Genomic DNA, 23,349 nt, shown 5'->3' with positions numbered 1-23,349 from the left:
GCGACACAGGTCGGGGTTTTGTGGGGTACACGAGATAGCGAAGGCCCGGGTGTGTTGTGCTGTCCATGACGAGCCTTGTCTAAGGTGAGGGCCGGGACAGGTCGAGGGTGAAGCACACGCAAAGTGCGGGCAACGTGGCGGCCGGGTGCTGATGGGAGTGACACGGGGATGACCGATTCGCAGCGACTCCAGGAACGCGCCGCTGCCGACCCCCTGGACGCGCCCGGCCTGGACTCCGGCGAGTTGGCGGGTGTCACCACCGACCACACCGTGTGGAGCTGCATCGGGAACCTGACGGCCGTGCGGTCCATCCGCGCCCGGGTCCGCGAGTTCCTGGAGCGGTCGGAGCGCCCGAGCACCGTCCTCGACGACGCCGAGCTGGCGGTGAGTGAACTCGCCACCAACGCCCTCCTGCACTCGCGGTCCGGCCAGATCGGCGGCGTGATGACGCTCTTCATCCGGGTCGAGCCCGGGTTCGTGCGGATCGCGGTGGCCGACCAGGGCGAGAAGAACGCCGAGGCGGCCGGCGGCCGCCGGCTCCGCGAGGACGACGCCGACTACGGCCGGGGCAAGCTGATCATCCAGAACTGCACGTCGCGCAGCGGGGAGTACTGGACCGACGCCACCCACGTCTCCTGGTTCGAGATCGACCTCGCCTGAGCGTCGCCGCGCACGGCGCCGCCCAGCGGAGCACGGGCGCCCAGGCCACCAGCTGGCCGCGGCGGGACGGTCGCGGTGGCCGTCCGGTGGCCTGGGCGGGGCACGCCCCGCTCCGGGGGCGGCGATGGAGTGCATCAGCCGCCGGAGCCGGGCGGGCCGGGGAGACGGGCGGGGACGCCTCGGACGGGCGCTCCGCCCCGCGCGCGGCGCGGACACCGGTCGCGCGGTGGGGCGCAACGGCGGCGCCCGCCCGTCGGGAGCCTCAGCCCGCGGAACCCACCGGTCCGCCGATCCGGCGCGGAGTCGGTCCGCCCCGCACGGTGACCCCGAACGCCGCGGCGACGCCGGGCATGGCGGGGCCGTCGTCCAGCGGGGTCGTGACGAGCGTCGCGCCGTTCCACAGCGCCACCGCCGCGAGCACCACCCGGTCGGGCTCGCTCATCCCGGGCTCGACCAGTACGACGTCGGCGGGGGTGACCGCCAGGCGCTCCTCCAGGCGGTGGAACGCGCCGAGCAGCTCGATGTGCGAGTGGACGGTGGTGACCAGGCCGCCGTGGGGGACGGCGTAGCTGAGGACACCGCTGTCGAAGAGGCCGTGCTCGGGGTCGTAGGAGCTGCCGTCGTCGGGCGGCCGGAGCAGCTCGGTGAACGGCGTGGTCCCCGGGACGTCGCCGAACGCGATGATCTGCCGGATCCGCGAGCGTTCGGCCAGTTCCAGCGCCACTCCCGCCAGCGGGGCGCTCACCAGGATCATCCGGGCGTCGGTCCGGGCCAGGACGTCGGCCAGGGTCTCCAGGTCCGAGGTGAGCTCCAGCGGCAGCGCGACACAGCCCAGCGCCATCGCGGTGTAGACCGCGGTCAGCCGCTCCGGGCCGACCGGTGCGAGCACCGCCACCACGTCGTCCGGCCACACCCCTCTGCGGCACAGGCCCGCCGCCGCCCGGTGGAGCGTGGCGGCGAACTCCACCGCCTCGACCCGCCCCCCGTGCGTGTCGATCACCTGGGACCGGAAGCCGCACCGCCGCAGGCGGGGCAGCAGTCCGCCGGTGATGGAACCGGCCGGGGACGGACCCCGTGCCGGGAGGCGGCCCGGCAGCGCCGGCCGGTCCAGGCGAGCCAGATCCGGTAACCCGTTAACCCTCATGTGTCCCTCCAGGTCCGATAGCTGGCGGGGTGGCCGCTGACCGGGCTCGTCACGCCCCCTCCACGTGGCGAGCCCGGGTCCTCCACACCGTCCGGGGCGGGTGCCCTCCCTCAGCGCACCCGCGGACGGCACGGACTCCGGACTCCGCGGCGCCGGGCCGCCGGCCGCTCTCCTTCGCCGCCGCGCTCCTGGGTGGAGCCGGGGCCGGCCGGTGGTACCGCGACGCGCGCGGGGTCCTGGAAAGTCGCGCCTGCGCGCGATGGCCGGACCCGGAAGCGGCATCCGATGGGGCAGTGCCTTTCCCTGTCCGGCTCATAAAGATGACAGTAACGTTTTCCCGCGCGTTTGCACATGCATTTAGGTGTGCATCTGCATATGTAGTTTTCGCTGCACGTGCACATGTATGACGGTCCGGGTAAGTCATTGCAAAACGGGAAAACAGCAAAGCAGAAAACCGGCAATCCGGCAAACGGGAGAAGTGCCGCTTCTCGGCAGGGGCTCCCTACGAGCGCACGGCCTGTCCGTGACGACCGTTCTGCTCCGAAACCCAGGCCGCGATCTGGGTCCGGGAATTGAATCCGAGTTTGGTGTGGATGTTGGCGATATGGCGGGCGACCGTCGTCGGGCTGATGAACAGCCGCTCGGCGATCAGGCGGTTACTCATGCGCTCGCCGATGAGCAGCGCGATCTCGTGCTCCCGAGGCGTCAGCACCGGCCGCGCGCCGCCCGGGGGCCGTCCCCCGGCCGGCCGTGAACGGGGGCGCTGCCGCGACTCGGTGACCCGCAGTGCCATGGCCACCGCCGCGTCCAGGTCCAGGCCGCGGCCCTCCTCCAGCCACCCCGCCAGCGCGTCGGGGTCGGCCGCCGCATGCCCCGCCGGCCACGGTGTCACGAGGCCGGGAGCGCCGGCGCGCTCCCGGATCGCGGCCGCCGCACCCGCCAGATGGCACGCCTCCTCCAGGTCGCCCTCGGCGGCGGCGATCCGGGCGATGGCGGTGAGCCCGCGCGCCACGCCCAGGCGCTGGCCGGTCCCGTGACTGAGCAGCAGGCTCTCGCTGAGGTAGTCGTAGGCCTGCGCCGTGGCGCCCTGGCGGGCGGCGATCCGGCCCACGCCGGCGAGGCAGCGGGCCAGTTCGGGCGTGGCGCCGATCCCGCGCTGGATGTCGAGCGCCTCGCGGTAGCAGCGGTCGGCACCGAACAGGTCGCCCTGGGCCTCGGCCACCATCCCCTGGCCGATCAGCGTGCGGCCGACTCCCCAGCGGTGGTCGATGCCGCGCAGGGTGACCAGCGCCTCGTCGTAGTGCTCGCTCGCCGCCGCCAGCTCGCCGCGCTGCGCGGCCAGCGCGCCGAGGGTGCCCCGGGCGATGCCCTCGTTCCACGGGTCGCCGACGGAGTCCGTGAGCTCCAGGACCTCGGCGAGCCGGCCGGCGGCACGGTCGAGCTCGCCGGCCCGGAGGTCCACCATGGCGAGGATGTTCAGGGCGAGCGCCACCGACGCGGTGTCGCCGGCCGCCCGGCAGAGCCGCAGGCCGCACTCGCCGATCTCCGCGGCGTGCCGGTGGTCGCGCTGGTCCCAGGCGAGCTCGGCGCGGCGCACCATGGCCTGGCCGCGCAGGGCGTCGTCCCCGAGTCCGGCGGCGAGGAAGCGGTCGGTCCAGAACGCGCCCTCGGTGAAGTGCCCGGACGCCATCCAGAACGGCCGCATCGCCACGCACAGCCGCAGCCCCGACTCGGTGTCGCCCCGCTCGGCGCACCGCCCGAGCACCGCGCGGACGTTGTCGTACTCGGCGAGTACCCGGTACCAGACCTGGAACCGGTCCGGCCACGCGATGCCGTGCCCCCGCACGGCGTTGGCGGACAGCTCCTCGGCCAGCACGAGCATCTGGTCGCGCAGCCGCCCCTCCAGGGCCGGCCGCTCACCCGCCTCGTCCAGCCGCTCGGCGGCGTACTCCCGGATCGTGTCGAGCAGGCGGTAGCGCACCCGTCCCTGGTACTCGCCGGTGAGGACGACCAGCGAACGGTCCACCAGGGACGAGATGGCGTCGAGGATCTCGCCCTCGGGGAGCAGGGCGTCGGCGCAGACCCGCTCCGCCAGCTCCAAGTGCCAGCTGGTGAACACCGCCAGCCGGCGCAGCAGGATTCTCTCGGGCTCGCTCAGCAGGTCGTGGCTCCAGTCGATGACCGCGCGCAGTGTCCGCTGGCGGGCCGGTGCACCGCGCTCGCCGGCTGTCAGCAGCTGGAACCGGCCGTCCAGGCGGTCGGCGATCTGGGTGAGCGAGAGCAGCCGCACCCGCGCGGCGGCGAGTTCGATGCCCAGCGGGATGCCGTCCAGGCGGCGGCAGATGTCGGCCACCGTGTCCAGCTGCTCGGGAGCGAGCCGCCGGTGCGGAGCCGCGGCGTGTGCCCGCGCGACGAACAGCCGGACCGCCTCCGACCCGCCGGGGTCGTCGTCCTCGTGCCGCGGCGGCACGGTGAGCGGCGGCACCCGCCAGACCACCTCGCCGCAGATGCGGGCCGGCTCCCGGCTCGTGAGCAGCAGCGTGACCGAGGGGCAGCCGTCCAGCAGCGACCGGCTGAGGGCGGCGACGTGCTCGATGAGGTGCTCGCAGTTGTCGAGCACCAGCAGCAGCCGGCGCCGCCGCAGCGCGTCCGCCAGCGTGTCGGCGAGGTCCCGGTGGCTCTCCTCGGTCACGCCGAGCACGGTCGCCACCCGCGCCACGATGCCCTTGCGGCTGCGCGCGTCGGCCAGTTCCACCAGCCACACGCCGTCGGTGAACATGCTGGTGGCGTGCGCCGCCACCCGCAGCGCCAGCCGGGTCTTGCCGATTCCGCCCACCCCGCAGAGCGTGACCGCCCGGTTGACCTGGAGCAGCCGGAGCAGGTCGCTGAGATCGCGCTCGCGTCCGACGAAGCTGTTGGGTTCGAGGGGGAGGTTCTGCCGCGCCGGCGCGGTGTGTAGTGCCATGGCCATCACGCGATTAGGCGGTCGGGGGTCGCTCTCACCTTGCCCAGAGCGAGAGCGGCGCTGATGACAGCGGAGGAGGGACTGCGGGAGAAAAGCGCGACTGCCGCATTAGAGCTGTTCTTAATGGGTGCCGCGACGCGGCGCAAGCGGTACGCCGCAATCCTCAGCGTTTTCCCTGGCGGGTCCCGGGTGAACTGGGGGAATAGCCCGATCTCGCCCTGTTCCGCGCCGCGCTGACTCCAGTCGCGCCGCCCATTCCGCGAGCTGGGTCCGGGCGGAGATATCGAGCTTGCCGAAAATGTTGGCGATGTGACGCGCGGCCGTCGCCTGACTTATGCCGAGACGTGCGCCGATTTCCCGATTCGACAGTCCGGCGCCCACGAGCCCGGAGATCTCCCGCTCACGCGGCGTGAGCACGTCGGGTGACGGTCCCGGCGGGGGGAAGGCCAGCGCCTCCTCGACCGCGTCGGCCAGGGGCAGCACCCGGCCGCGCCGCCAGGCGGCGTCGGCTCTCGCCGTGCCGAGCAGCCGGGTGGCCCGCTCGCGCAGCCGCCGGGCGTGCCGCTCGTCGTGGCCGAGCTCGGCCCGCAGCGTCGCCGCCGCCCCGGCGAGGACGGCGGCGCGGTCGGCGCGCTCCTCCGCGAGCGCCAGTTCGGCCACCGCCTCCAGCGCGCAGGCGACCGCGGTCCGGCGGCCCGAGGCCGCGCCCAGCCGCAGCCCCGCCTCCAGGTGGTGGCGGGCGTCGTCGGAGTTCCCGGCGGCGATCGCCACCCGGCCGAGGCCGACGGCGCACCGGGCGCGGTCGGCTCCGGACTCCGTCACCGTGAACACGGCCGCGGCGGCGGTGAGGTGCGCCCGTGCGCTCTCCAGCGCACCGCTTCCAGCGTCCAGCAGGCCGAGGTCGGTGCGGCAGCGCGCGGCCGTCCACGCGTCGCCGTGCGCCTCGGCCACCGCCCGCGCACCGTGGAAGGCGTTGCGCGCGGCGGCGTCGTCGCCCTGGCGGCGCGCCAGCAGCCCGAGCACGTAGCGGGCCGCCGCCTCCGTCGCCCGTTCGCCTCCGGTCCGCGACAGTTCGGCCGCCGCGGCCGCGTGCCGCCGGCCGTTCGCGGTGTCGCCGGTGTGCACCGCGACGCGGGCCAGCGCCAGCAGCGCCCGCGCCTCGGCCTGGTCGGCCGGGTGCGCGCGCGCCAGGTCGAGCGCCTGGCGGGCCGCCCGCTCGGCCGGCGCGGTTCCGTCGACGTCGGGGGCGAGTTCGGCGTACAGCGCGAGCGCCCGCGCGTGCAGCGCCCCCGGCGTGCCCGTGAGGCCGTCCGCGTCCGCGAGCAGCCGGCGCAGCACCGCGCAGCCCTGCGCCCATCTGCTCCGGATGCTCCAGTAACCGCCCATGGCGACGCAGAGCCGGAGCGCGTCGCTGGTGCGGCCGTGGCGCGCGGCCCAGGTGAGCGTCGCGTCAATGGTGCTGGCGGCGCGGTCGGCGACCCGGAGCAGCCGGAGCCGCTCCGTCCAGGGGAGCGGGCCGGCGACCCGCCGCGCGTCGGCCTCGAACCAGGCGGCGCACCGGCGCAGGAAGTGGTCGTGCAGCGCGGCGTCCTCACCGCTCTCGCGCAACCGCTCGGCCGCGTAGTGGCGCACCGCGTCCGGCAGCCGGTAGCGGGCGAGGCCGTCGACCTCGCGTTCGAACTCGATCAGCGACTTGTCCAGCAGGGCGGCGTGCAGGTCGAGGATCTCGGCCTCCGCGAGGCCGTCGTAGGCGCACACCCGCTCGGCGAGGTCGAGCGGCCAGCCGGCGAAGAGCGAGAGCCGGCGCAGCAGGAGCCGCTCGTCCGCGGGGAGCGCCGCATAGCTCCACTCCACGGCGGCGTCCAAGGTGCGGTGCCGCTCCGGCAGGTCGCGGTCGCGGGCCACCAGGAGCCGCGAGGGGGAGTCCAGGCGGTGCAGGATCTGCTCGACCGAGAGCACCCGCACCCGCGCGGCGGCCAGTTCGACCGCGAGCGGCAGACCGTTCAGCGTCCGGCAGATCTCGGCGACGGCCCCGGCGTTGCCGTCCGTGATCGTGAACCCGCTGCGCACGGCGCGCGCCCGGTCGACGAACAGCCGCACCGCGTCGCAGCGCAGCGCCTCCTCGGCGGTGGGCCCCGCACCTTCCGGTGCCGGAAGGCATCCGCCGGCCGCGGGCGCGGGGACCGGCAGCGGCCGCACCCGCCAGATGGTCTCGCCGGGGATCCGCAGCGGCTCCCGGCTGGTGGCGAGCACCCGCACGCCGGGGCACTCCGCGAGCAGCCGGCGGCACAGGCCGGCGACCGCGGCGACCGTCCGCTCGCAGGTGTCGAGGAGGAGCAGCACCCCGCGGTCGCGCAGCAGGTCGCACACCGCCGCCGGGTCGGCCGCCGCGGTCCGGGCCGCGTCCGCCCAGGGCAGCGCGGCGGCGACGGCGGTCAGTACCCGCTCCGGGGAATCCGCGCCGGCCAGGTCCACCGCGCACACCCCGTCAGGAAGGCGGAGGGACGGCAGGTCCGCCGCGATCCGCACGGCAAGGCGGGTCTTGCCGACTCCGCCCGTCCCGGTGAGCGTGACCAGCCGGGTGCCACCGAGCAGCCGCCGGACCTCGGCGACGTCGCGTTCGCGTCCAACGAAGGCGCCGGCCCGCGCGGGCAGGTTCTGGCGAGGAAGCGACATGACTCCGTTCACTGGCGGCGACCGCGTCTGGGACCGTTCGGACCGCCGGCGCCTGCGCGGCGGGTCACCGGCCCCTGACCAAGTGTTACATTCGGCGCGGCGGCTGTCTGCGAAGTGGCCGGTTCCGGGCAGCGCGGCTCACCGGCACCCCGGGGACGGGCCGCCGTGCTCCCCGCCGGGCGGCTCCGCCCCGCCGAGGAGGCCGGCGCGGCCGCGGCGACGGCGCTCCGGTACCGTCGCCTCGGGACCGTCGTACGCCGTGGGGAGGCCGGGATGCGCAACGCCCTTCGCCGCACCGGGGCCGCGGCCGCGGTGCTGCTCTTCACACTCCTGCCGTCGGGCATCGCCTTCGGGCTCGGCGTCACCGAGGCGCCTCCGGCCTTCGCGGCCTCCCGCGGGCAGGGAACCCCGGGTACGTTCACCGCGGTCCGCCAGGAGTGCGACAGCACCAGGGGCGGGCCGGTCTGCGAGTGGCACGGCACCTTCACCTCGGCCGACGGCACCGTCCGGATCGCCGACGCGGCGGTCGGTGCGGACACCGGAGTGGAGGCGGCCGGCGACCGGGCCGAACTGCTCCTCAACGGCGGCCGGCTGCACCGCGAGGGCACCGGCGAGTGGCGGACGTGGGCGTTCTGGGGCGTCCTGGGGGCCGCGGGGCTGGCCGCCCACGCCGCGCTGGCCGTCCGCTGGACGCTGCGCCGGATGCGGGGGCGGCGGAGCGGCGCTCCGGCCGGCCCCGCCCGCTGAGCGCGGCGCCGACCGGGCGGTGGTCCGGGCCGCCGGCCGTGCCGCCGTCGGAGGACGGCCGCACGGCGCGGGACGCGCCGGGAACCGGCTAGCGCGCCGACCAGGTGGCCGGGTCGGCCGCTGTCTGCTCACCGCTGGCGAGGTCCTTGACCTCGTGGGGCCTGCCGTCCTCGAACGGCGGGAACCACACGAACGGGATGCCCTTGCGGGAGGCGTAGCGGATCTGCTTCCCGACCTTGTCCGCCTGGTGGTACACCTCGGTGTTGTGCCCGGCCTCGCGCAGCCGCGCGGCGGTGCGCAGCGCCTCGCCGCGCCGCTCGCCGCTGGGCACCACCACGAGGACGTCGGTGGGGCACTGCCGCCCGGTGGCGATCCGCCCCTCGGCCACCAGCTTGGCGAAGATGCGGGTCAGGCCGATGGAGATGCCCACGCCCGGCAGGCTGCGGCGGATGAACTGGCCGGCCAGGTTCTCGTACCGGCCCCCGGCGCAGATGCTGCCGTAGCCGGGGTCGTCGCGGAACGCGGCCTCGTACACGGTGCCGGTGTAGTAGTCCAGGCCGCGCGCGACGGACAGATCGGCCACGACGCTGCCCGAGGGAAGGTCGGCGAGCGAGTCGAGGACGAATCCGAGCTCGTCCAGGCCCTCGGTCAGCAGCTCCGAGTGCACGCCGAGCCGGGCGATCTCGTCCACGACGGAGGTGTCGGTGCCGCGGATGTGCGCGAGGTCCAGGCAGACCTTGGCCTGCTCCTCGGACAGCCCCACCTGGTCGAGCAGGATCGCGCGCACGCCGTCGTCGCCGATCTTGTGCAGCTTGTCCACGGCGCGGATCACCGCGACCGGGTCGCCGATGCCCAGGCCCTCGTAGCAGCCCTGCAGCACCTTGCGGTTGTTGATGTTCAGCGTCCAGGCGGGGATGTCCAGACCCGAGAGCACCTCGTGGACGACGCGCGGCAGCTCCGCGTCGAAGTGCAGCGGGACCTGGTCGACGTTGATCACGTCGATGTCGCACTGCGTGAACTCGCGGAACCGGCCCTCCTGGGGGCGCTCGCCCCGCCACACGCGCTGGATCTGGTAGCGCTTGAAGGGGAAGACGAGCTCGTTGAAGTGCTGCGCGACGTAGCGCGCGAACGGCACGGTGAGGTCGAAGTGCAGCCCGAGCCGGGCGTCACTGTCGTCGTCGGCGTCCGCCTGGAGCCGGTGCAGGGTGTAGACCTCCTGGGAGGTCTCGCCCTTGGCCATGAGGACGTCCAGCGCCTCCACGGACGGTGTCTCGACGGAGGCGAATCCGTAGCGTTCGAACCCGGCCCGGATATGGTCCAGCCAGCGCTGCTCCACCGACCGGATCTCCGGCAACCACTCGGGGAAGCCGCTGATGGGTGTGGGACGCGTGACGCGCTGCTCGGACATGGGTTCGGCTGGCTCCTTGCCAAGACGCCGGAATGGGATCACTCCAATGGTAGGGGGTGCTCCCGGGCGGAGCGGGTAACCGCCGGCGGCCGGGGCGGCGCAGCGACCATGCCGGGCGGTCTGCTCGGCGGCGCCGCGGCCCCGGCCGGGTGCCGTGTGCGCCCGGCCATCACCAGAGGCCGCGCCGGGTCCGCGGCCCGGTCGGGGCGTCCGGCGGAGGGGCGGGCAGGGTGCCCGGCCCCGACACGCGTCCCGGGACCGGCTCCCGCACCGGCCGGGACGGTGGTACCGGTCGGGGGCGGGACGGCGGGAGCTCGTACGCCGGAGTGGCTTCGCGAGCGTGCCGGCCCTCATCGGGACGGCCCCGCCCCGAGCAGGAGGTACGTCCTTCTCACCAGGCTGCCAGGGCGACCGCCGGACGAGCCCGAGCTCGCCGCCGGGCCGGCGGACGTGCCGGGCTTGGCCGGCTCCTGGGTCCGGTCACGTGTCCAGGAGGGGCGACCGATACGGCCAGGACGCCGTCGCCGGCCGGCTGGGCGAACTTCGCTATCAGGTCATGGCGCGTCTCGATGCGGGTGACCCGGGCGCCCAGCTCGGCCGCGGAGCTGCGGCGCCGCGGCCCCGCCCGGGTGCCGTGTGCGCCGGGCCATCGCGAGCGACCGCGCCGGGTCCGCGGCCGGGTCGGCAGTACCGGTTCGGGGCGGGGGACGGCGGGAGCTAGCCGACCCGCCGCTCGGGGCCGTCCAGCCATACGGCCTGGCCGGCCCGGTCCACGGTCAGGCCGAACCGGGTGTGCGCCGGCCTCCCCGCGTCCGCCCACCACATGTAGGCGGCGCGGAGTTCGTCGAACAGCCGCCGCGGCCCGTGCTGGCGGACCGGGAACCGGCAGGTCCCCGGCTCGACGCGCCAGGACGCCCATGACTCCGCGAACGGGTCGAGGAGGTAGGCCGTGTAAGCTCCGCCGCCCGGGTCGTCGTTGTCGAACACCACCACCGGCTTCATGGCGGGGACGCGGACGCCGATGGCGAACGAGGCGTCGAAGTCGGCCAGTGCGTAGTGCGGGTGCAGCTCCGTCACCGTCTGCGTGCAGTCGTGTTCGGGCCGGACGCGGTCCTCCACCGCCCCGTGCGGAAGGCGCTGGCCGCGCACCCACATGAAGGCCGAGTTCCCGCCGAAGCGGCCGGACGCGGTGCCGTCGGCGCGTACACGGAGGTGCAGCAGCGCGCCGTTGTGGAAGGCCGTCCCCCATGGTGTGACGATCCGGCCCCCGGGGGCGGTCTGCGCCACCCACGCGTAGGGCACCCGCTGGACGGCGGCGGTGGCCAGCACCCGGTCGTACGGCGCGGCGGGCGGGTAGCCCGCGGTTCCGTCGGCGGTGACGACGTTCACCGGCCACCCGGCCGCTTTCAGCGACGCGCGGGCCCGCTCCGCCACGGCCGGGTCGACGTCGAGGCTGGTGACCCGCTCCGCGCCGGCGCGGGCGGCGAGCAGCGCGGCGTTGTAGCCCGTCCCCGTCCCGATCTCCAGGACGCGCATGCCCGGTCGCAGGTCCAGCGCGGCGAGCATCATCGCGACCGTGGTAGGCATGGACGCCGAGGACGAGCTGTAGCCGTGTCCGCTGCCGTCCCCGTCGTCCAACTGCGTGATGAGCGGCCGGTCCGCGTAGCAGGCACGCAGCCACTCGTCGGGCGAGTCCGCGCGGCGGAGCGGGACGGGCTCCCCGTCCTCGTCGAGCCACACGGTCTCCGGGATGAAGCGGTGCCGGGGGACGCGCGTGAAGTCGTCCCGCCACTGCGGGGAGAGGCGTCCGGCGGCCGCGAGGTCCGCGAGGAGGGCGGAGTGCAGGTCGTCGGCGGCGGTCACTCCTCGTCCTGGTCGTCCCGCTCGTGCCGGCCGCCGCCGCTGCCGCCGTCGTCGGGAGTCGGCGGCGGGACGGGACCGGACCACTGCCCGTCGTGGTCGCGCTTCTCCTGGTGTTTGCCCATGGGATCCTCCGGGGGCAGTGATCGCAGTGATCACGTTGCCGGAAGGATTCCCAGTTCACAACGGTACGCAAACGCTCCGGAGTCGATTGGGTACGGCCGGTTCTGGCTCCCGGCTCCCCGGTCAGGCGGGCCCCGGCAGCGCCGGAGCCGCCTCCGCCAGCGCCCGCAGCGCCGACGTGAAGCACTCCGCCGGCGGGTGCACCAGCCCGGCGCCCACCTGGCCGGTGCCGGGGACGCGTCCGGCCATCCCCGTGTTGATCTGCGGCAGGAGGCCGGTCCGCACCACCCGCGTCACGTCGATGCCGGTGGGGGTACCGCGGAAGTCCAGGACCGGCAGCTGCCAGGCCGGGTTCTCGGCGAGCGTGATCTCGTACATCCGGCGGGACGTGCGCAGCGCGAAGTCGACGTCGCCGCCGACGAACCGGACGATCGCCGGGGCCGCGGCCATCGCGAAGCCGCCGATCCCGCAGGTCTCGGTGATCGCGGAGTCCCCGATGTCCGGATTGGCGTCCGCCGGGCCGTAGGAGCCGAGGAACAGGCCCTCGGGCACCTGCGCCGGGCCGGTGAACCACCGGTTCCCGGTGCCCGAGACCTGGATCCCGAAGTCCGTGCCGTTGCGCGCCATCGCGACCACCAGCGTGGAGCCGGGGACGTCCCGGCCGGCGTCCATCATCAGCTTGCCGGCCGCCATCGCCAGGTTGAGGAAGAAGTGGTCGTTGCCGCCCACGAACCGGGCGGCCTCGGCCACGTCGGCCGCCGGCGCGCCCCCGGCCACCAGGTGCGGCAGCAGGTCGCGCAGTAGCATCAGCGTGCCGGACCGGTTCCGGTTGTGCCCCTCGTCGCCCATCTGGAGCATCTGCGCGATGACCGCGCCGAGGTCGACCGGGCCGTGCGCGCGGACCGCGTCGCGCAGCAGCGGGCCGAGGACCGCCGACATCCACCGCAGCCGCTCGATCACCTCCGGCCCGTAGGCGCCGTAGCGCAGCACCCGGCCGAGCCCCTCGTTCAGCGAGCACCAGGCGCGGCGGCCGGTGCCGGCGTCCACCACCTCGAACATCCACATGCCCGGGCTGACCACCCCGGCCATCGGTCCCACGGCGGCGTGGTGGTGGCAGGGCTCGAACCGGACGGTTCCGGCCGCGAGCGCGAGCTCGGCGGCCTCGGGGCTCTCCGCCAAGCCCTCGAACACCATCGCGCCCATGAGCGCGCCGCGCAGCGGCCCGGAGGCGCGCTCCCAGGTCACGGGCGGTCCGGCGTGCAGGAAGGCCCCCGGCTCCAGACCCAGCGCCTCCCCGGCCGGGCGGACGTCGACCAACCGCGGGCGGACCGCCAGCACCCGGCGCAGGGCCTCGGCGTTGGCCGCCGACCGCGCGGGGTCGGCCAGCACGCGGACGAGCGCGTCGTCCAGCGTCCCGGCACCGAGCGGCGGCCGGAAGTCCACCCGGGTGACCGGAACGGCCTGGTCCGCGAGCGCGTCCCCGAACAGGTCGGCGCCCGAGACCACCACGGCGGGGTCGGCGGACAGCAGGGGCGATGCGGTCGTCATCACTGCGGTCTCCCTTCTCGTACTGCGGCTGCGGAACCGGTCATGCGGCCCGCGACGTCCGTCGCCGGCGCCAGTGAGGGGCCCGGCGCCGGCGGCGAGGCGGCCGGAACCCGCGGAGTGGAACACGCGGGGAGCCGGGCGGGACCGCTGTGCCGACCACCGTCTCGCCGGGCGCCCCGAGAGCGCACGGGGGCGCTGGGCGCCGGCCGGACAGCGGAGCGGGCCGTGCGACGGCGGACGCGGGACGGGTCCGGCGGTCCGCCGGATGCTCGGCGGCGGGGATCGGCCAGCCGGCGCGTGCGGTCCCGCCGGCGGCGATGGCGCCCCGCGCGGGCGCGGGGAGCACGCGGACCCCGTGCCGACTCCGTTTCCGGACGGATTCGGATCCCGCCAGCGGGCAGCGAAGGCGGACGGCACCGGTCCGGGACACGTCGGCGACGCTCCGGCGGGTCCCGGCGCGACGGCGGTGGTCCGCAGCCCGCCCGCCCGCGGACCGCCCGTGCGGCGGACGGCCCCGCTTCCGCAACGGCCGGCAGCGGGGCCGGGCCGCCGCGGCGGCCCGGCCCCGCCTCCGCCGCCGACTCCGGACCCCGGGGCGGCGGTCCCGGCGCGGTTCCCACCGCGGTCACCGGACCCTGCCGCACGCGGGGGTGCCGTTCTGCTCCGCGGCCGCGGCGAGGACGTCGAGGCCCGGCCGAGTGATGGTGGCGGCGTACGGAGGAGCCGCCAGGGGCGGCGAGGCGCTCCGGGGCGCGCCGACGCGGCGCGCGTCGAAGGGCCCCGGCGAGTGCGGCGCGGAGGGCGAGCGTCCCCGTCCGGGCCGGCGGACGTGGACGGAGCCGGGGGGACGCGTCGGCCGCCCGCCGTCGTCGCGGTCGCCGCGCCCGCTGGACCGCGCCCGGCTCCGCACGTCAGCGGGGCGTCCGGTGGTGGATGCGGGTGTGCCGGGTCCGCTCACGGGGCCGGCCTCCCGGGGCGGGGCCGCTCCGGGGGTGGTGCCGAGTGCGCCGGGCGCCGTGCCGCGCGGCGAATCCATGCCGCGGGACTCCATCAGCCGCTCCCCAGCAGCTCGACGGCCCGCCGCGCGGCCTCGGCGTTGCACAGGAACACCTCGGCGCCCGCCGATGCCAGTGCCTCGGCCTGGCGGGCCGTCCCCTGCGGGTCGTCGGCCGTGCCGCAGAGCGAGACCACGACCGGCGGCGCGTACCCGGCGGCATGGGCCGCGTGCAGCGCGGCGGCCACGCCGGCGGCCGGGTCCGGGTGCGCGCCGTGGCCGCACACCACGTCGAGGAGCAGCACGCCGCAGCGGGGGTCGGCCAGCTCGGCGGCCACCCGCTCGTCGCGGACCGCCGGATCGATCATCGGGTGCGGGCGGCCCGCGGTGAGCGTGTCGTCACCGAAGTCGACGACCAGGTGGCCGTCGGTCCGCAGGTCGGCCGGCAGCGTCCAGGCGGGGTCGCCCGGGCGCAGCGGGATGTTGGACGCGATGGGGCCGAGGGAGGCCGAGGCGAGCAGCATGGCCTCGTCGGCGAGCGTCCCCCCGCAGAACAGCCCGCGCAGCGCGCCGCCGGGACGTGGCGCGGGCGGGCGCTCCGGCGACCAGCGGGGCCAGTCGGGCGCGGGCCGGCCCAGCGCGGCCAGCACCTCGGCCGCCGCCGCGCCGATGTCCCGGCCCGAGGCACCGAGCAGCACCGGGTGGACGGGGGTGGCCAGGGCGGCGCACTCCGCCTCGATCGCCGCGGCCACCTCCGGGGCCGGCGGTTTGGAGACGAGCACGATGCGCTCGGTGGCGGGGTCGGCGTCCAGCATCCGCAGCGCCTGGCGGGTGGAGCGTCCGGCGACCGCCGCCGACAGGTCGCGGCCGCCCACGCCGAGGCAGTGGCTGATGCCCACGCCCGCCGCGTCCAGCAGGCACATGAGCTGCTGCGCGCCGGTGCCGGACGCCGCGACGACGCCGACCGGTCCTGGCCGCACCGCGTTGGCGAAGCCCAGCCCGGCGCCGCCCACCACGGCCGTTCCGCAGTCCGGCCCCATCACGAGCCGGCCGAGCCGGGCGGCGGCGTCCTTGAGGGCGATCTCGTGCTCGACCGGCACGTTGTCGCTGAAGACCAGCACGTCGAGGCCGGCCTCCAGGGCGTCGAAGGCCTCGGCGGCGGCGTAGGGGCCGGGGACCGCGACCAGCGCGACCGTGGCCGGCCGGCCGCCGCGCGCGGTGTGCCCCGCCGCGGTCCGGACGGTGCGCGGCCGGTCCTCCCCGGTGCTGCCGCCACTCGCGGCACCGGCGGCCATGGCGGCCAGTTCGTCGTCGGCCCGGCGCAGCGCGGAGGCCCGCACCTCCGCGGCCTCGGCACATACCGCGACGAGCAGGTCATTGGGGCCGACACCGTCCGGGGCCGCGCCCCCCATGTCGGCGAGGAGCTCCAGGTTGAGCTCGGTGGCCATGGCGACCAGGGCCGACCGCACGCCGTCCAGCGCGGCGACCGTCCTGCTGACGCGCATGAGCGCCACGGAGTCGCGGTAGGCGCCGCGCAGCACGCGGACCGTGACCGTCCCGGTGTCGGTGGTGTCAGGAGTCACGTGTGCTGCCTTTCTGCTGATGCGGGGTTGCCGGAGCGGCCGCCGATGCCCGTTCCGGGCGGGCTGCCCGCTGCGGAGGCGGTGCGCCGAGCCGGGGACCAGGAGACCGGTGCCGCTGCTGGCGGCACCTGCGTCGCGGGCGTGGCGGCTCCGGCCGACTGTGCGGTGAAGGTCCGGTGCGGGTGGAGTGCGCCCCAACCAGAGCGGTCCTTCGCGGGTCTCGGGGGCCGGCGGGCACCCCGAGATGGGCTGCGGCGCCGCTCCGGCGGCAGCCCGGTCTCGGGGACGTCGACCGGTGGCCGGGATTCCGCCGGCCCGGCGCCATGGACGACCGCCGGAGTCGGCTCGGCAGTAGCGGATGCGGCACGCCTGCCGCTCCACGGAAGCGAGGCGCCGGGGGACCGGGCGTCCCTCGTTTCGGAGATGTCCGCCCCGGCCTCGGTTCCGCAGTGGGCCATTCGCGGGAGCGAAGCGGGGACGGCCGGTCCGGTCGCCGCGCGGGCCCCACCAGGAGCCCACCGGCGCCCGCGAGGTCGGCCGCTCGCGGCCGTCCTCGCCACCGGGCGCCCGGCCCCGTGGCAGGGAGCACCCCCTGTGCCTCGGGGACCCCGGGCGCGGCGGACGGCCGCTGGGTGGTGACGGAACGAGTGGGCGCGGTGCGGACGTCGGTGCGGTCCGCTGCCTCGGTGGTGGCGCTTGGAACGGGACGTCGAGTCGTCATTGTCGGCCTCTCCCCCTGTGCGGTGCCGGTGTGCTGACCGGGAGCCGTCGCGCAGCGGGGCGGGTGCGGCGCTCACTCGTGCGGCGAGAGGGACGGGTGTGCCAGCGGCCTTGGCAGCCGCGCATGGCTGCTGGGTGGCGACGGACCAGGTGGCCGCCGTGCCGACGTCGGTGCGGTTCGCTGTCGGGGTGGTGCCGTTGGGAACAGGGCGTCGAGTCGTCATCGCTGGCCTCTCCCTGTGCGGCCGGGAGCCGCCGCGCAGCCGTGCGGTGCGGCGCTCACTCGTGCGGGCGCGTTGGAGGCCTTGGCCAGTGCGGATGGTCGCTGGACGGTGACGGGCGGGGACGGCGCGGTACGGGCGTCGGTGCCGTTCGCTGCCGGGGTGGTGCCGTTGGGAACCGGCCGAGCCGTGATCGTCAGCCTCTCCCTGTGTGCGGTCGGCGGCCGGGGGCCGCCGTGGAGCGGGATGAGTGTGGCGCTTACTCGTAGGGCGAGTGCGACGGACCCGTTGGCGGTCTTGGCAGGTGCGGACGGCCGGTGGGCGGTGACGGACGGAGTGGCCGCCGTGCGGACGTCGGTGCCGTTCGCTGCATCGGCGGTGCGGCTAGGAATGGGGCGTCGCGTGGTCATCGCCAGCCTCCCCCCGTGGGCGGTACCGGCGAGTCGGTCCGGGAGCCGCCGTGCAGCAGGGCGGGTGCGGCGCTCACGAGTCCGGCGAGGCGGACGGGCTCGCCGACGGTCTTGGCCGGGGCGGACGGCCGCCGGGCCGTCGCCGACTGGCGTCGCGCCGCTGGCGGGGGTACGACCGGCCCCGGTGTCTCTGGCGCGGGCCTCGGGCGCCAACGAGCCTCGGAGCGGCCGGCTGGCCCGGAGGCGGGGCGGCCGTTCTCCCCAGGAGACGAGGGAGTGGTAACCACCGCGTCCGCGGCGGTCGGTGCGTGCGGGGTATGCGGCTGCGTGAGCGTCTCCCCGGCCGGTCGAGTGAGCGGCTCCCGGAGAGGATCCGCTGCCCGCGGCACCGCGGGCACGTCCGCGCGCGCTCCGCGGGGAAGCCCGTGGCGGCGGCCTCGCCGCGGTGTCGGCCCGCCTCCTCGTCCGGGCTGCGGCACGCCGTCCGCGGCTCCGCCGAGAAGGTGCCGCGGTGCGGCGGAGGCCGCGGTGAACGCTGCGCGCGGCAGCGGCTTCGGTCCTCGCGCCGGCGGCGGGTAGGTGAAGGCGGCGGGCTGCCGGGCGCTCGTGTGCGGGCCGCGAGGGCCCGACCCGCACCGAGGCCCGGGCGTGCGACCGCCCGCGTCCCGGATGGTTCGCCGGACAGACGCGGGGACAGCTGTCGAGGCGGCCGTCTCGCGGTGCGTCCCGGTTCCGGTGAGCGCGCCCAACGGGCCCCTGGACCTCCGCGCGGCGTCACCGGTGGCCGCGCCGACCCGCAGGCGGCGTCGCCTCGTCATCGATCCGGTTCCCGGTGCACGGCACCCGCCGCGCCCGCGCGGGCCGCCCCCGGGCCGACCACGGCGCGCGCCCCCGCGAGCACGCCGAGCGCGAGGTCGGTCCCGGAGGTGTGGCCGACCGCGCGCAGTGCCGCCAGGGCGGGCGCCACCGCGCGGTGGCCGGTGACGGCCTCGACCAGACCGACCGCCTGGGGGCAGCCCTCGCCGCGGGCCGCGTGCTCCAGAAGGGCGGCCGACAGCGCCGTCGTCGCAGACCGCGCGCGCCGGACCGCTGCGGCGAGGACGTCCGTCCGGTCCGGCCCGCCGAGCGCGCGGACCGCGAGCAGGGCACCGCACAGCAGGTCGTCGCCGCTGGGGGTGAGACCCGGGCCCAGCCCCAGGAGCCGCTCGCAGACGAGCGCGGCCCGGTCCGGGTCGTCGACCGCGGTGGCCAGTGGCGCTGCGGCACCGGCCGGGAGGCCGCCGGAGACACCGGCGAGCAGGGCCGCGAGCTCGGCGACTCCCCGGGCCGACGCGGCCCGCCCCTCTCGGGACGGACCCGCCGGCCGGGGTGCCGGAGGCCGCCACCACCGGCCCACTCGGACGGAAAGCGGGCCGGCAGGGCGGTCGAAGACCACCGAGAGCCGACCGACGCGAACCTGCGTGGAAACCGCCACGCAGGCGAACGGCTCGGCGCTCTGTGGCTCGGCGAGGACGATCCCGTTGGGCAGCCGCACGGCGTCGCTCGCGAGCAGCGCGATCACGGCCGGCCGCCGGGGGTCCTCTACTTCAAGGTAGACCGCGGAACGGAACACGCCCAGTATCCGCGTCGGCCGATATGGGCCGCGCACGATGTCGCGAAGTCCGGCGGCGGCCGCCCCGGCCCGGTATGGGAGACCCCGTGCCCGGTCAGGGGCGGCGGGCGTCCCCGGTGGCCGGTTCCGGGCACCCGTCAGGAGCGGCTGGACGCGGCGGGGCGGGGGATGCGGATCGCCCCGATGCGTGGTAGGCGGGAGCACGGCGCCGCCTCCCCTCCGGTCCCTCGCCGGGCCGTCCTGTGAGGGTCGACGTTATGTGAGCCGCTATCGTCGACCCATGGAGAACTCTGCCAACGATGCGGCGTCAGGTGCACAGAACCTGCCGAGCGCAGAGCCTCCGCACACGGCCAGCACGCTGGCGCGCGGCCTCACGGTGGCGGACGCGCTCGGCCTGTCCAGCCTGGCCGGGGCGACGGTGCTCGCCGGTTCCGCCGGGCTCGGCCGGGTGATCCGGCGGCTCAACGTCATGGAGGTCCCCGACATCCTGCCATGGGTCAAGCCCGACGAGCTGCTGCTGACCACGGGCTACCCGCTGCGCAACACCCCGCAGGGGCTGGTGGGCCTCGTCCGCGACCTCGCCGAGCGCGACCTGGCCGCGGTCGCCATCAAACTCGGGCGGTACGTGGACGAGCTGCCGCCGGAGGTGCTGCGCGCCGCCGACGAGCTGCGGCTGCCCATCCTGCGGCTGGGCGACGACGTCGCCTTCGACGACGTGCTCAACCAGCTGCTCACCGACATCCTCAACCGGCAGGCGGCCACCCTCGCGCGGACCGAGGAGGTGCACCGCGTCCTGGTCAACGTGGTCCTGGCCGGCGGCGGTCTGGCCGCGATCACCGACAAGCTGCCCGCACTGCTGGACGGCGGCGTCATGGTCACCACCCCCGACGGCCGGGTCCTCGCCCGCTCCGGGATCCCGGAGCAGGCGCTCACCGATCCCCGCTACTTCGACGGCACCAGTGGGCGGTTCCACGTGGAGCGCTTCAAACACGGCATCCGGGCCCTCGACGACGAGGACGCCCGCGTGGTGCAGGTGCCGGTCCTGGCCGGCAGCCTCGACCACGGCCGGGTGGTGCTGATCACCGGCGAGCGGCGCATCGACCCCACCGACGTCCAGGTGCTGGAGCGCGCCGCCGCCACGGCCGCGCTGGTCATCACCAAGGACCTCGCCGTCGCGGCGGTCGAGCGCAAGTACCAGGGCGACTTCCTGCGCGACCTGCTGGCCGGTCAGGCCGGCGACCCCGAACACGCCGTGCGGCACTGCGCCACCCTCGGCTGGGACATCGACCGCCCGCTGGTCGTCGTCGTGGCCGAGCTCGACCCTGAGCCGGCCACTCCGGTACCGACGGCGGGCGACCTGCGCCCGGCCCACGAGCGCTTCGCAAGCGCGTGGACGATGGTGGTCCGGGAACGGGACCCCCGCGCGGCCGTGGCCGGCTACAGCCAGGAGGTCGTGGTGCTCATGGGCGCGGAGCGCCCGGGCGCGGCGGAGGGCCGCACCGGTGCGCTGGTCCGCTCCCTCGTCGCCCAGGTCTCCGGCGACGGCGGCGGCGGCCGACGCCCGTTCGCCACCGGCGTCAGCCGGGTGGTCGCCCGGCCGGAGGACATCCCGGCCGCCTACGAGCAGGCCAAGCAGGCGGCCCGCGTCGGCCGCCAGATCCACGGCGTGGGCGCCGTCGCGGACTTCGACGACCTGGGCGTCTACCGGCTGATCAGCCTCGTCCCAGACGGCGCCGAACTCCGCTCCTTCACCGAGGAGACCCTCGGCGCCCTCGCGGCCCCCAACGACGCGGAGGCCGCAGACCTGCGCGGCACGCTGGAGGCACTGCTGGACAACAACCTCAACGTGGCGGAGACGGCGCGGGTGCTGCACTTCCACTACAACACCCTGCGGTACCGCATCGGCAAACTGGAACGAATGCTGGGCCCGTTCACGACCGACCCCAACCTGCGGCTGGACCTGATGGTGGCACTCAGGGTGCTGCGGATGCGCGGCCTCCGCTGACGGTGGGCCGAGCGTAGGCACGAACGGCCACACCTCCACGTGGGTGGGCGGACGTGTGATGGTGCGTCAAGATACTGCCGCGTCAAGGTTCACCCCCACGTGCGTGGGGCGGGCGGGTCGATGTCATCGATCTGGAAGTTGAAGTACGGTTCACCCCCGCGTGCGTGGGGCGGGCAAGACAGCGGCGATCTCTTTCTGCTGGCGGACCGGGTCACCCCCACGTGCGTGGGGCGGGCCGGCGGTCGCCCGGTAGGGCCGGCCGTCGTACTCCGCGAGGCGACTGATGCGGGATTCCTCGGCCGCGATCACGGCCCCGAGGATCCCGCCCGGACGGGCGTGTCGCCGCGCAGCTCGCCGCCGCTCGCTGATCTCGGCTGCGGTCAGGCCGTCCCGTGCCGCGCGGATGCTCCGGCGGGTGTCAGCGTGTCGGGCAGCGTCGTCGGCCGCATTTGGCAGGCACCGGGTGAGCCATGCGCGCCGCTCCACATTGTCGAGGTCATCGGCCAGCTCGCGGAGCTGGCTGGGAGACAGGTGCTCGGCCAGGTAGGCGGCGATGAAGTCCATGGCCCCTCCTTGGGGGGTGGTTGCGGGGTGACGGTACCGCCTGGTGCTGACAGTTCCTCGCTCAGTGCGGGATGCCGTCGATGATCCCTCTCGCCCCTTTGCGCAGCAGGTCGGCCGCGACGTAGGCGCCCAGCTCGGCCGGCCGCTCAGGCGAGTCCCATTCGTGGGAGTAGGCGAACTTGCCGCCCTCCCGGGTGAACACCATCCCGATCAACGACAGTTGGCCGTCAGGGGTGGTGTGGCAGTGCCCGGCGATCGGTGAGTTGCAGTGGCCGCGCAGCCCATGCAGCATCGTGCGTTCGGCCGTGATGTGGGTCCGCGTCTCGGCGTCGTCGAACAGCCGCAGCAGCTCCGCGATCCCGGTATCGGCGGTGCGGCACTGCACGCCGATCACCCCGGAGCCGACCGCCGGGCACATCACGTCGGGGGCGATCACCTCGCTCGCGCGGTGCTCCATGTGCACCCGGTGCAGCCCGGACAGGTTCAGGATGATCGCTTCGAACCGCTTCTCGGCGTCCAGGCGAGCGATGCGGGTGTTGACGTTGCCGCGGATCCGGTCCACGTGCAGGTCGGGACGGTGTTTGAGCAACTGGGCCTTGCGCCGGACTGCGCTGGTACCGATCCGGGTACCGGGCGGCATCTCCTCCAGGCGCGTGTACGGCGACCCTTCGCGCACCACCAGGACGTCGCGCACGTCCTCGCGCGGCAGGTACGCGGCGAACATGGTCCCTTCTGGCAGGGGGACGTCGCCGGGGACGTCCTTCATGGCGTGCATCGCGACGTCGATGCCGCCCATCATCAGGTGGCGATCGATCTCCTTGAGGAACGCGCCCTTGCCGCCGAGTTCGGCGAGGTCGCCCATCCACTGGTCGCCCGAGGTCTCGATGCCCACGATCTCGGTCGGGATGTCGCCGGCGACCTTGGCGATGAGGTCTTGGACGAGACGGGCCTGCGCCATCGCCATGGGCGAGGTGCGCGAGCCGATGCGCAGCGGGGGCCGGTCACTCAGCATGCGCCCAACGTACTCCGGCACCGAGGCCGGTCTGACACGTTCTACCTGGCCATGACGGGTTGTCACTATCTCGGTGGACACGGTGCCTCCTGATGAAGTTGTGGACGACGAACGACGGGCGGGGGCTGCTCTATTCGGTGAGCGCCCGCATGTAGGCGCCCCAGCGGCCCATCTCCGTGAGAACCTGCACGAGGACTGCGGCGCGCACGCGGGGCGGCAGGGTGGCCCACAGCTCGCGGACGAACCGTGCGTCCTCGGCCGCCTGGGCGGTGCTGATCTCGTCGTCCACCGTCATGACCTCACGGGGAGCAGGCCCCTCGCGAGCACGGCGGGCGGCTCGCGGTCGCCGTCCGGGGCGGGTTCGTCGGCTGAGGCGGGGGCGCCGGCCGACAGCAGTCCCGCGCTGCGCATCGCGTTGAGCACGGTCACGAGTCGGCATTGCAGTTCGCGGCCGATCTCCTCGGGGGTGCGTCCGGCATCCAGCTGGGCGCGCAGGACGTCGGGGTCGATGTCGTCGGAGGTGAGCGGTTCGACAGCGTTACGGGCGGTCTGGGGGCGGAGCACAAGTCGACCGTTCAGCGCTTTGCTGACGTAGGAGGTGCTGCGCCCGATGCGCTCGGCGATGTCGGAGAGTCGGGCGCCGCCGTCGCGTGCGGCGCGGATGTCGTCCAGGCTGCTGTCGGGGTTGAGGTGTGCTGCCGGGTCCATGGCTGCCTTCGCTCGTCTGGGGGATGTGGGTGCCGTCCGGGGCCCGGGGTGTCGGCACCGGGCGCCGGACGGCGGATCGTGGGGCCCGCCCCGGCCAGGTCTCCCCGGGGCGGGCGGCCGGCGGGTCACCACCCCTGCCGGCGGGTGCCCGCGCCCACGGTGAACAGCCGGGACGCGGGCGGCTCCAAGACGTCGCCGCCCTGGAGCTCGCCGGTCCGCCCCCTCATGACGGGCCGGCGGGCTGCGGGGTCCCGGCCGCACCACGGGTGCACGGCTGGGTGCGGCCGGGATGCCGGTGACTGACCCGGGGGTTGGGCGTTGGGCACCGGCGGCCGGACCACAGGCGGTCCGGCGTTCGTGGGCGGCCCGTCCCGGCTGGAGCCATGACG

At 75.5% G+C, this 23,349-nt stretch carries 16 protein-coding genes; 3 read left to right on the top strand and 13 right to left on the bottom strand.

Annotated features, from left to right (window positions below; genetic code table 11):
* Positions 1-168 precede the first annotated feature (168 nt).
* Positions 169-660, top strand: coding sequence for an ATP-binding protein (locus DEF28_RS13735; protein ID WP_114399425.1), 492 nt, complete (start codon positions 169-171; stop codon positions 658-660).
* Positions 661-922: 262 nt separating this feature from the next.
* Here the strand turns inward: DEF28_RS13735 and DEF28_RS13730 are convergent, their stop codons facing one another.
* The 3 genes from DEF28_RS13730 to DEF28_RS13720 form a co-directional block, all read right to left on the bottom strand.
* Positions 923-1,660: an AMP-binding protein gene (locus DEF28_RS13730; protein ID WP_233515288.1), complete on the bottom strand. Its 738-nt coding sequence runs from the start codon at positions 1,658-1,660 to the stop codon at positions 923-925.
* Positions 1,661-2,306: 646 nt separating this feature from the next.
* Positions 2,307-4,769, bottom strand: a complete 2,463-nt coding sequence (locus DEF28_RS13725) for a LuxR C-terminal-related transcriptional regulator (RefSeq protein ID WP_309485835.1) — start codon at positions 4,767-4,769, stop codon at positions 2,307-2,309.
* A gap of 120 nt (positions 4,770-4,889) precedes the next feature.
* Complete coding sequence (locus tag DEF28_RS13720; protein WP_114399422.1) at positions 4,890-7,445, bottom strand: ATP-binding protein; 2,556 nt, start codon at positions 7,443-7,445, stop codon at positions 4,890-4,892.
* A 273-nt stretch (positions 7,446-7,718) separates the two neighbouring features.
* On the opposite strand from DEF28_RS13720, the gene DEF28_RS13715 reads away from it, so the two are divergent.
* The gene (locus DEF28_RS13715; protein WP_147280197.1) at positions 7,719-8,192 is read left to right on the top strand and encodes a hypothetical protein; all 474 of its coding nucleotides are present in this window, start codon (positions 7,719-7,721) and stop codon (positions 8,190-8,192) included.
* Between the two features lie 88 nt (positions 8,193-8,280).
* On the opposite strand, the gene hisS is transcribed toward DEF28_RS13715, so the two are convergent.
* The 6 genes from hisS to DEF28_RS13685 form a co-directional block, all read right to left on the bottom strand.
* A complete protein-coding gene (gene hisS, locus DEF28_RS13710; RefSeq protein ID WP_114399420.1) occupies positions 8,281-9,600 on the bottom strand; it encodes a histidine--tRNA ligase in 1,320 nt (439 codons plus the stop codon).
* A 717-nt stretch (positions 9,601-10,317) separates the two neighbouring features.
* Positions 10,318-11,463, bottom strand: a complete 1,146-nt coding sequence (locus DEF28_RS13705; protein ID WP_114400738.1) for a methyltransferase domain-containing protein — start codon at positions 11,461-11,463, stop codon at positions 10,318-10,320.
* The gene (locus DEF28_RS28830) at positions 11,460-11,585 is read right to left on the bottom strand and encodes a hypothetical protein (RefSeq protein ID WP_258862738.1); all 126 of its coding nucleotides are present in this window, start codon (positions 11,583-11,585) and stop codon (positions 11,460-11,462) included. Before DEF28_RS28830 ends, DEF28_RS13705 begins: the two co-directional genes overlap by 4 nt.
* Positions 11,586-11,706: 121 nt before the next feature.
* Positions 11,707-13,131, bottom strand: a complete 1,425-nt coding sequence (locus DEF28_RS13700) for a YlbE family protein (RefSeq protein WP_114400739.1) — start codon at positions 13,129-13,131, stop codon at positions 11,707-11,709.
* A 1,050-nt stretch (positions 13,132-14,181) separates the two neighbouring features.
* Positions 14,182-15,708, bottom strand: a complete 1,527-nt coding sequence (locus tag DEF28_RS13690; RefSeq protein ID WP_233515287.1) for an FdrA family protein — start codon at positions 15,706-15,708, stop codon at positions 14,182-14,184.
* A 2,165-nt stretch (positions 15,709-17,873) separates the two neighbouring features.
* The gene (locus DEF28_RS13685) at positions 17,874-18,671 is read right to left on the bottom strand and encodes a DUF2877 domain-containing protein (protein ID WP_158562822.1); all 798 of its coding nucleotides are present in this window, start codon (positions 18,669-18,671) and stop codon (positions 17,874-17,876) included.
* Between the two features lie 280 nt (positions 18,672-18,951).
* On the opposite strand from DEF28_RS13685, the gene DEF28_RS13680 reads away from it, so the two are divergent.
* A complete protein-coding gene (locus DEF28_RS13680; protein WP_114400330.1) occupies positions 18,952-20,676 on the top strand; it encodes a PucR family transcriptional regulator in 1,725 nt (574 codons plus the stop codon).
* A 150-nt stretch (positions 20,677-20,826) separates the two neighbouring features.
* Here DEF28_RS13680 and DEF28_RS13675 read toward each other — a convergent pair whose 3' ends face one another.
* The 4 genes from DEF28_RS13675 to DEF28_RS13665 all read right to left on the bottom strand — a co-directional run bounded on the left by DEF28_RS13675 (position 20,827) and on the right by DEF28_RS13665 (position 22,960).
* Positions 20,827-21,240 carry a hypothetical protein gene (locus DEF28_RS13675; protein WP_114400329.1) on the bottom strand — a complete coding sequence of 138 codons (414 nt, stop codon included), beginning with the start codon at positions 21,238-21,240 and terminating at the stop codon, positions 20,827-20,829.
* Between the two features lie 61 nt (positions 21,241-21,301).
* Positions 21,302-22,252 carry a hydroxymethylbilane synthase gene (hemC, locus tag DEF28_RS13670; RefSeq protein ID WP_114400328.1) on the bottom strand — a complete coding sequence of 317 codons (951 nt, stop codon included), beginning with the start codon at positions 22,250-22,252 and terminating at the stop codon, positions 21,302-21,304.
* A gap of 130 nt (positions 22,253-22,382) precedes the next feature.
* A complete protein-coding gene (locus DEF28_RS27550; protein ID WP_158562821.1) occupies positions 22,383-22,547 on the bottom strand; it encodes a hypothetical protein in 165 nt (54 codons plus the stop codon).
* Positions 22,544-22,960, bottom strand: coding sequence for a hypothetical protein (locus tag DEF28_RS13665; RefSeq protein WP_114400327.1), 417 nt, complete (start codon positions 22,958-22,960; stop codon positions 22,544-22,546). The genes DEF28_RS27550 and DEF28_RS13665 overlap by 4 nt, the downstream gene beginning before the upstream one ends.
* Positions 22,961-23,349 lie beyond the last annotated feature (389 nt).

It is taken from the genome of Marinitenerispora sediminis, assembly GCF_003336425.1.
GTDB classification, from domain to species: domain Bacteria; phylum Actinomycetota; class Actinomycetes; order Streptosporangiales; family Streptosporangiaceae; genus Marinitenerispora; species Marinitenerispora sediminis.
This window is presented reverse-complemented; position numbering and strand designations above follow the sequence as displayed.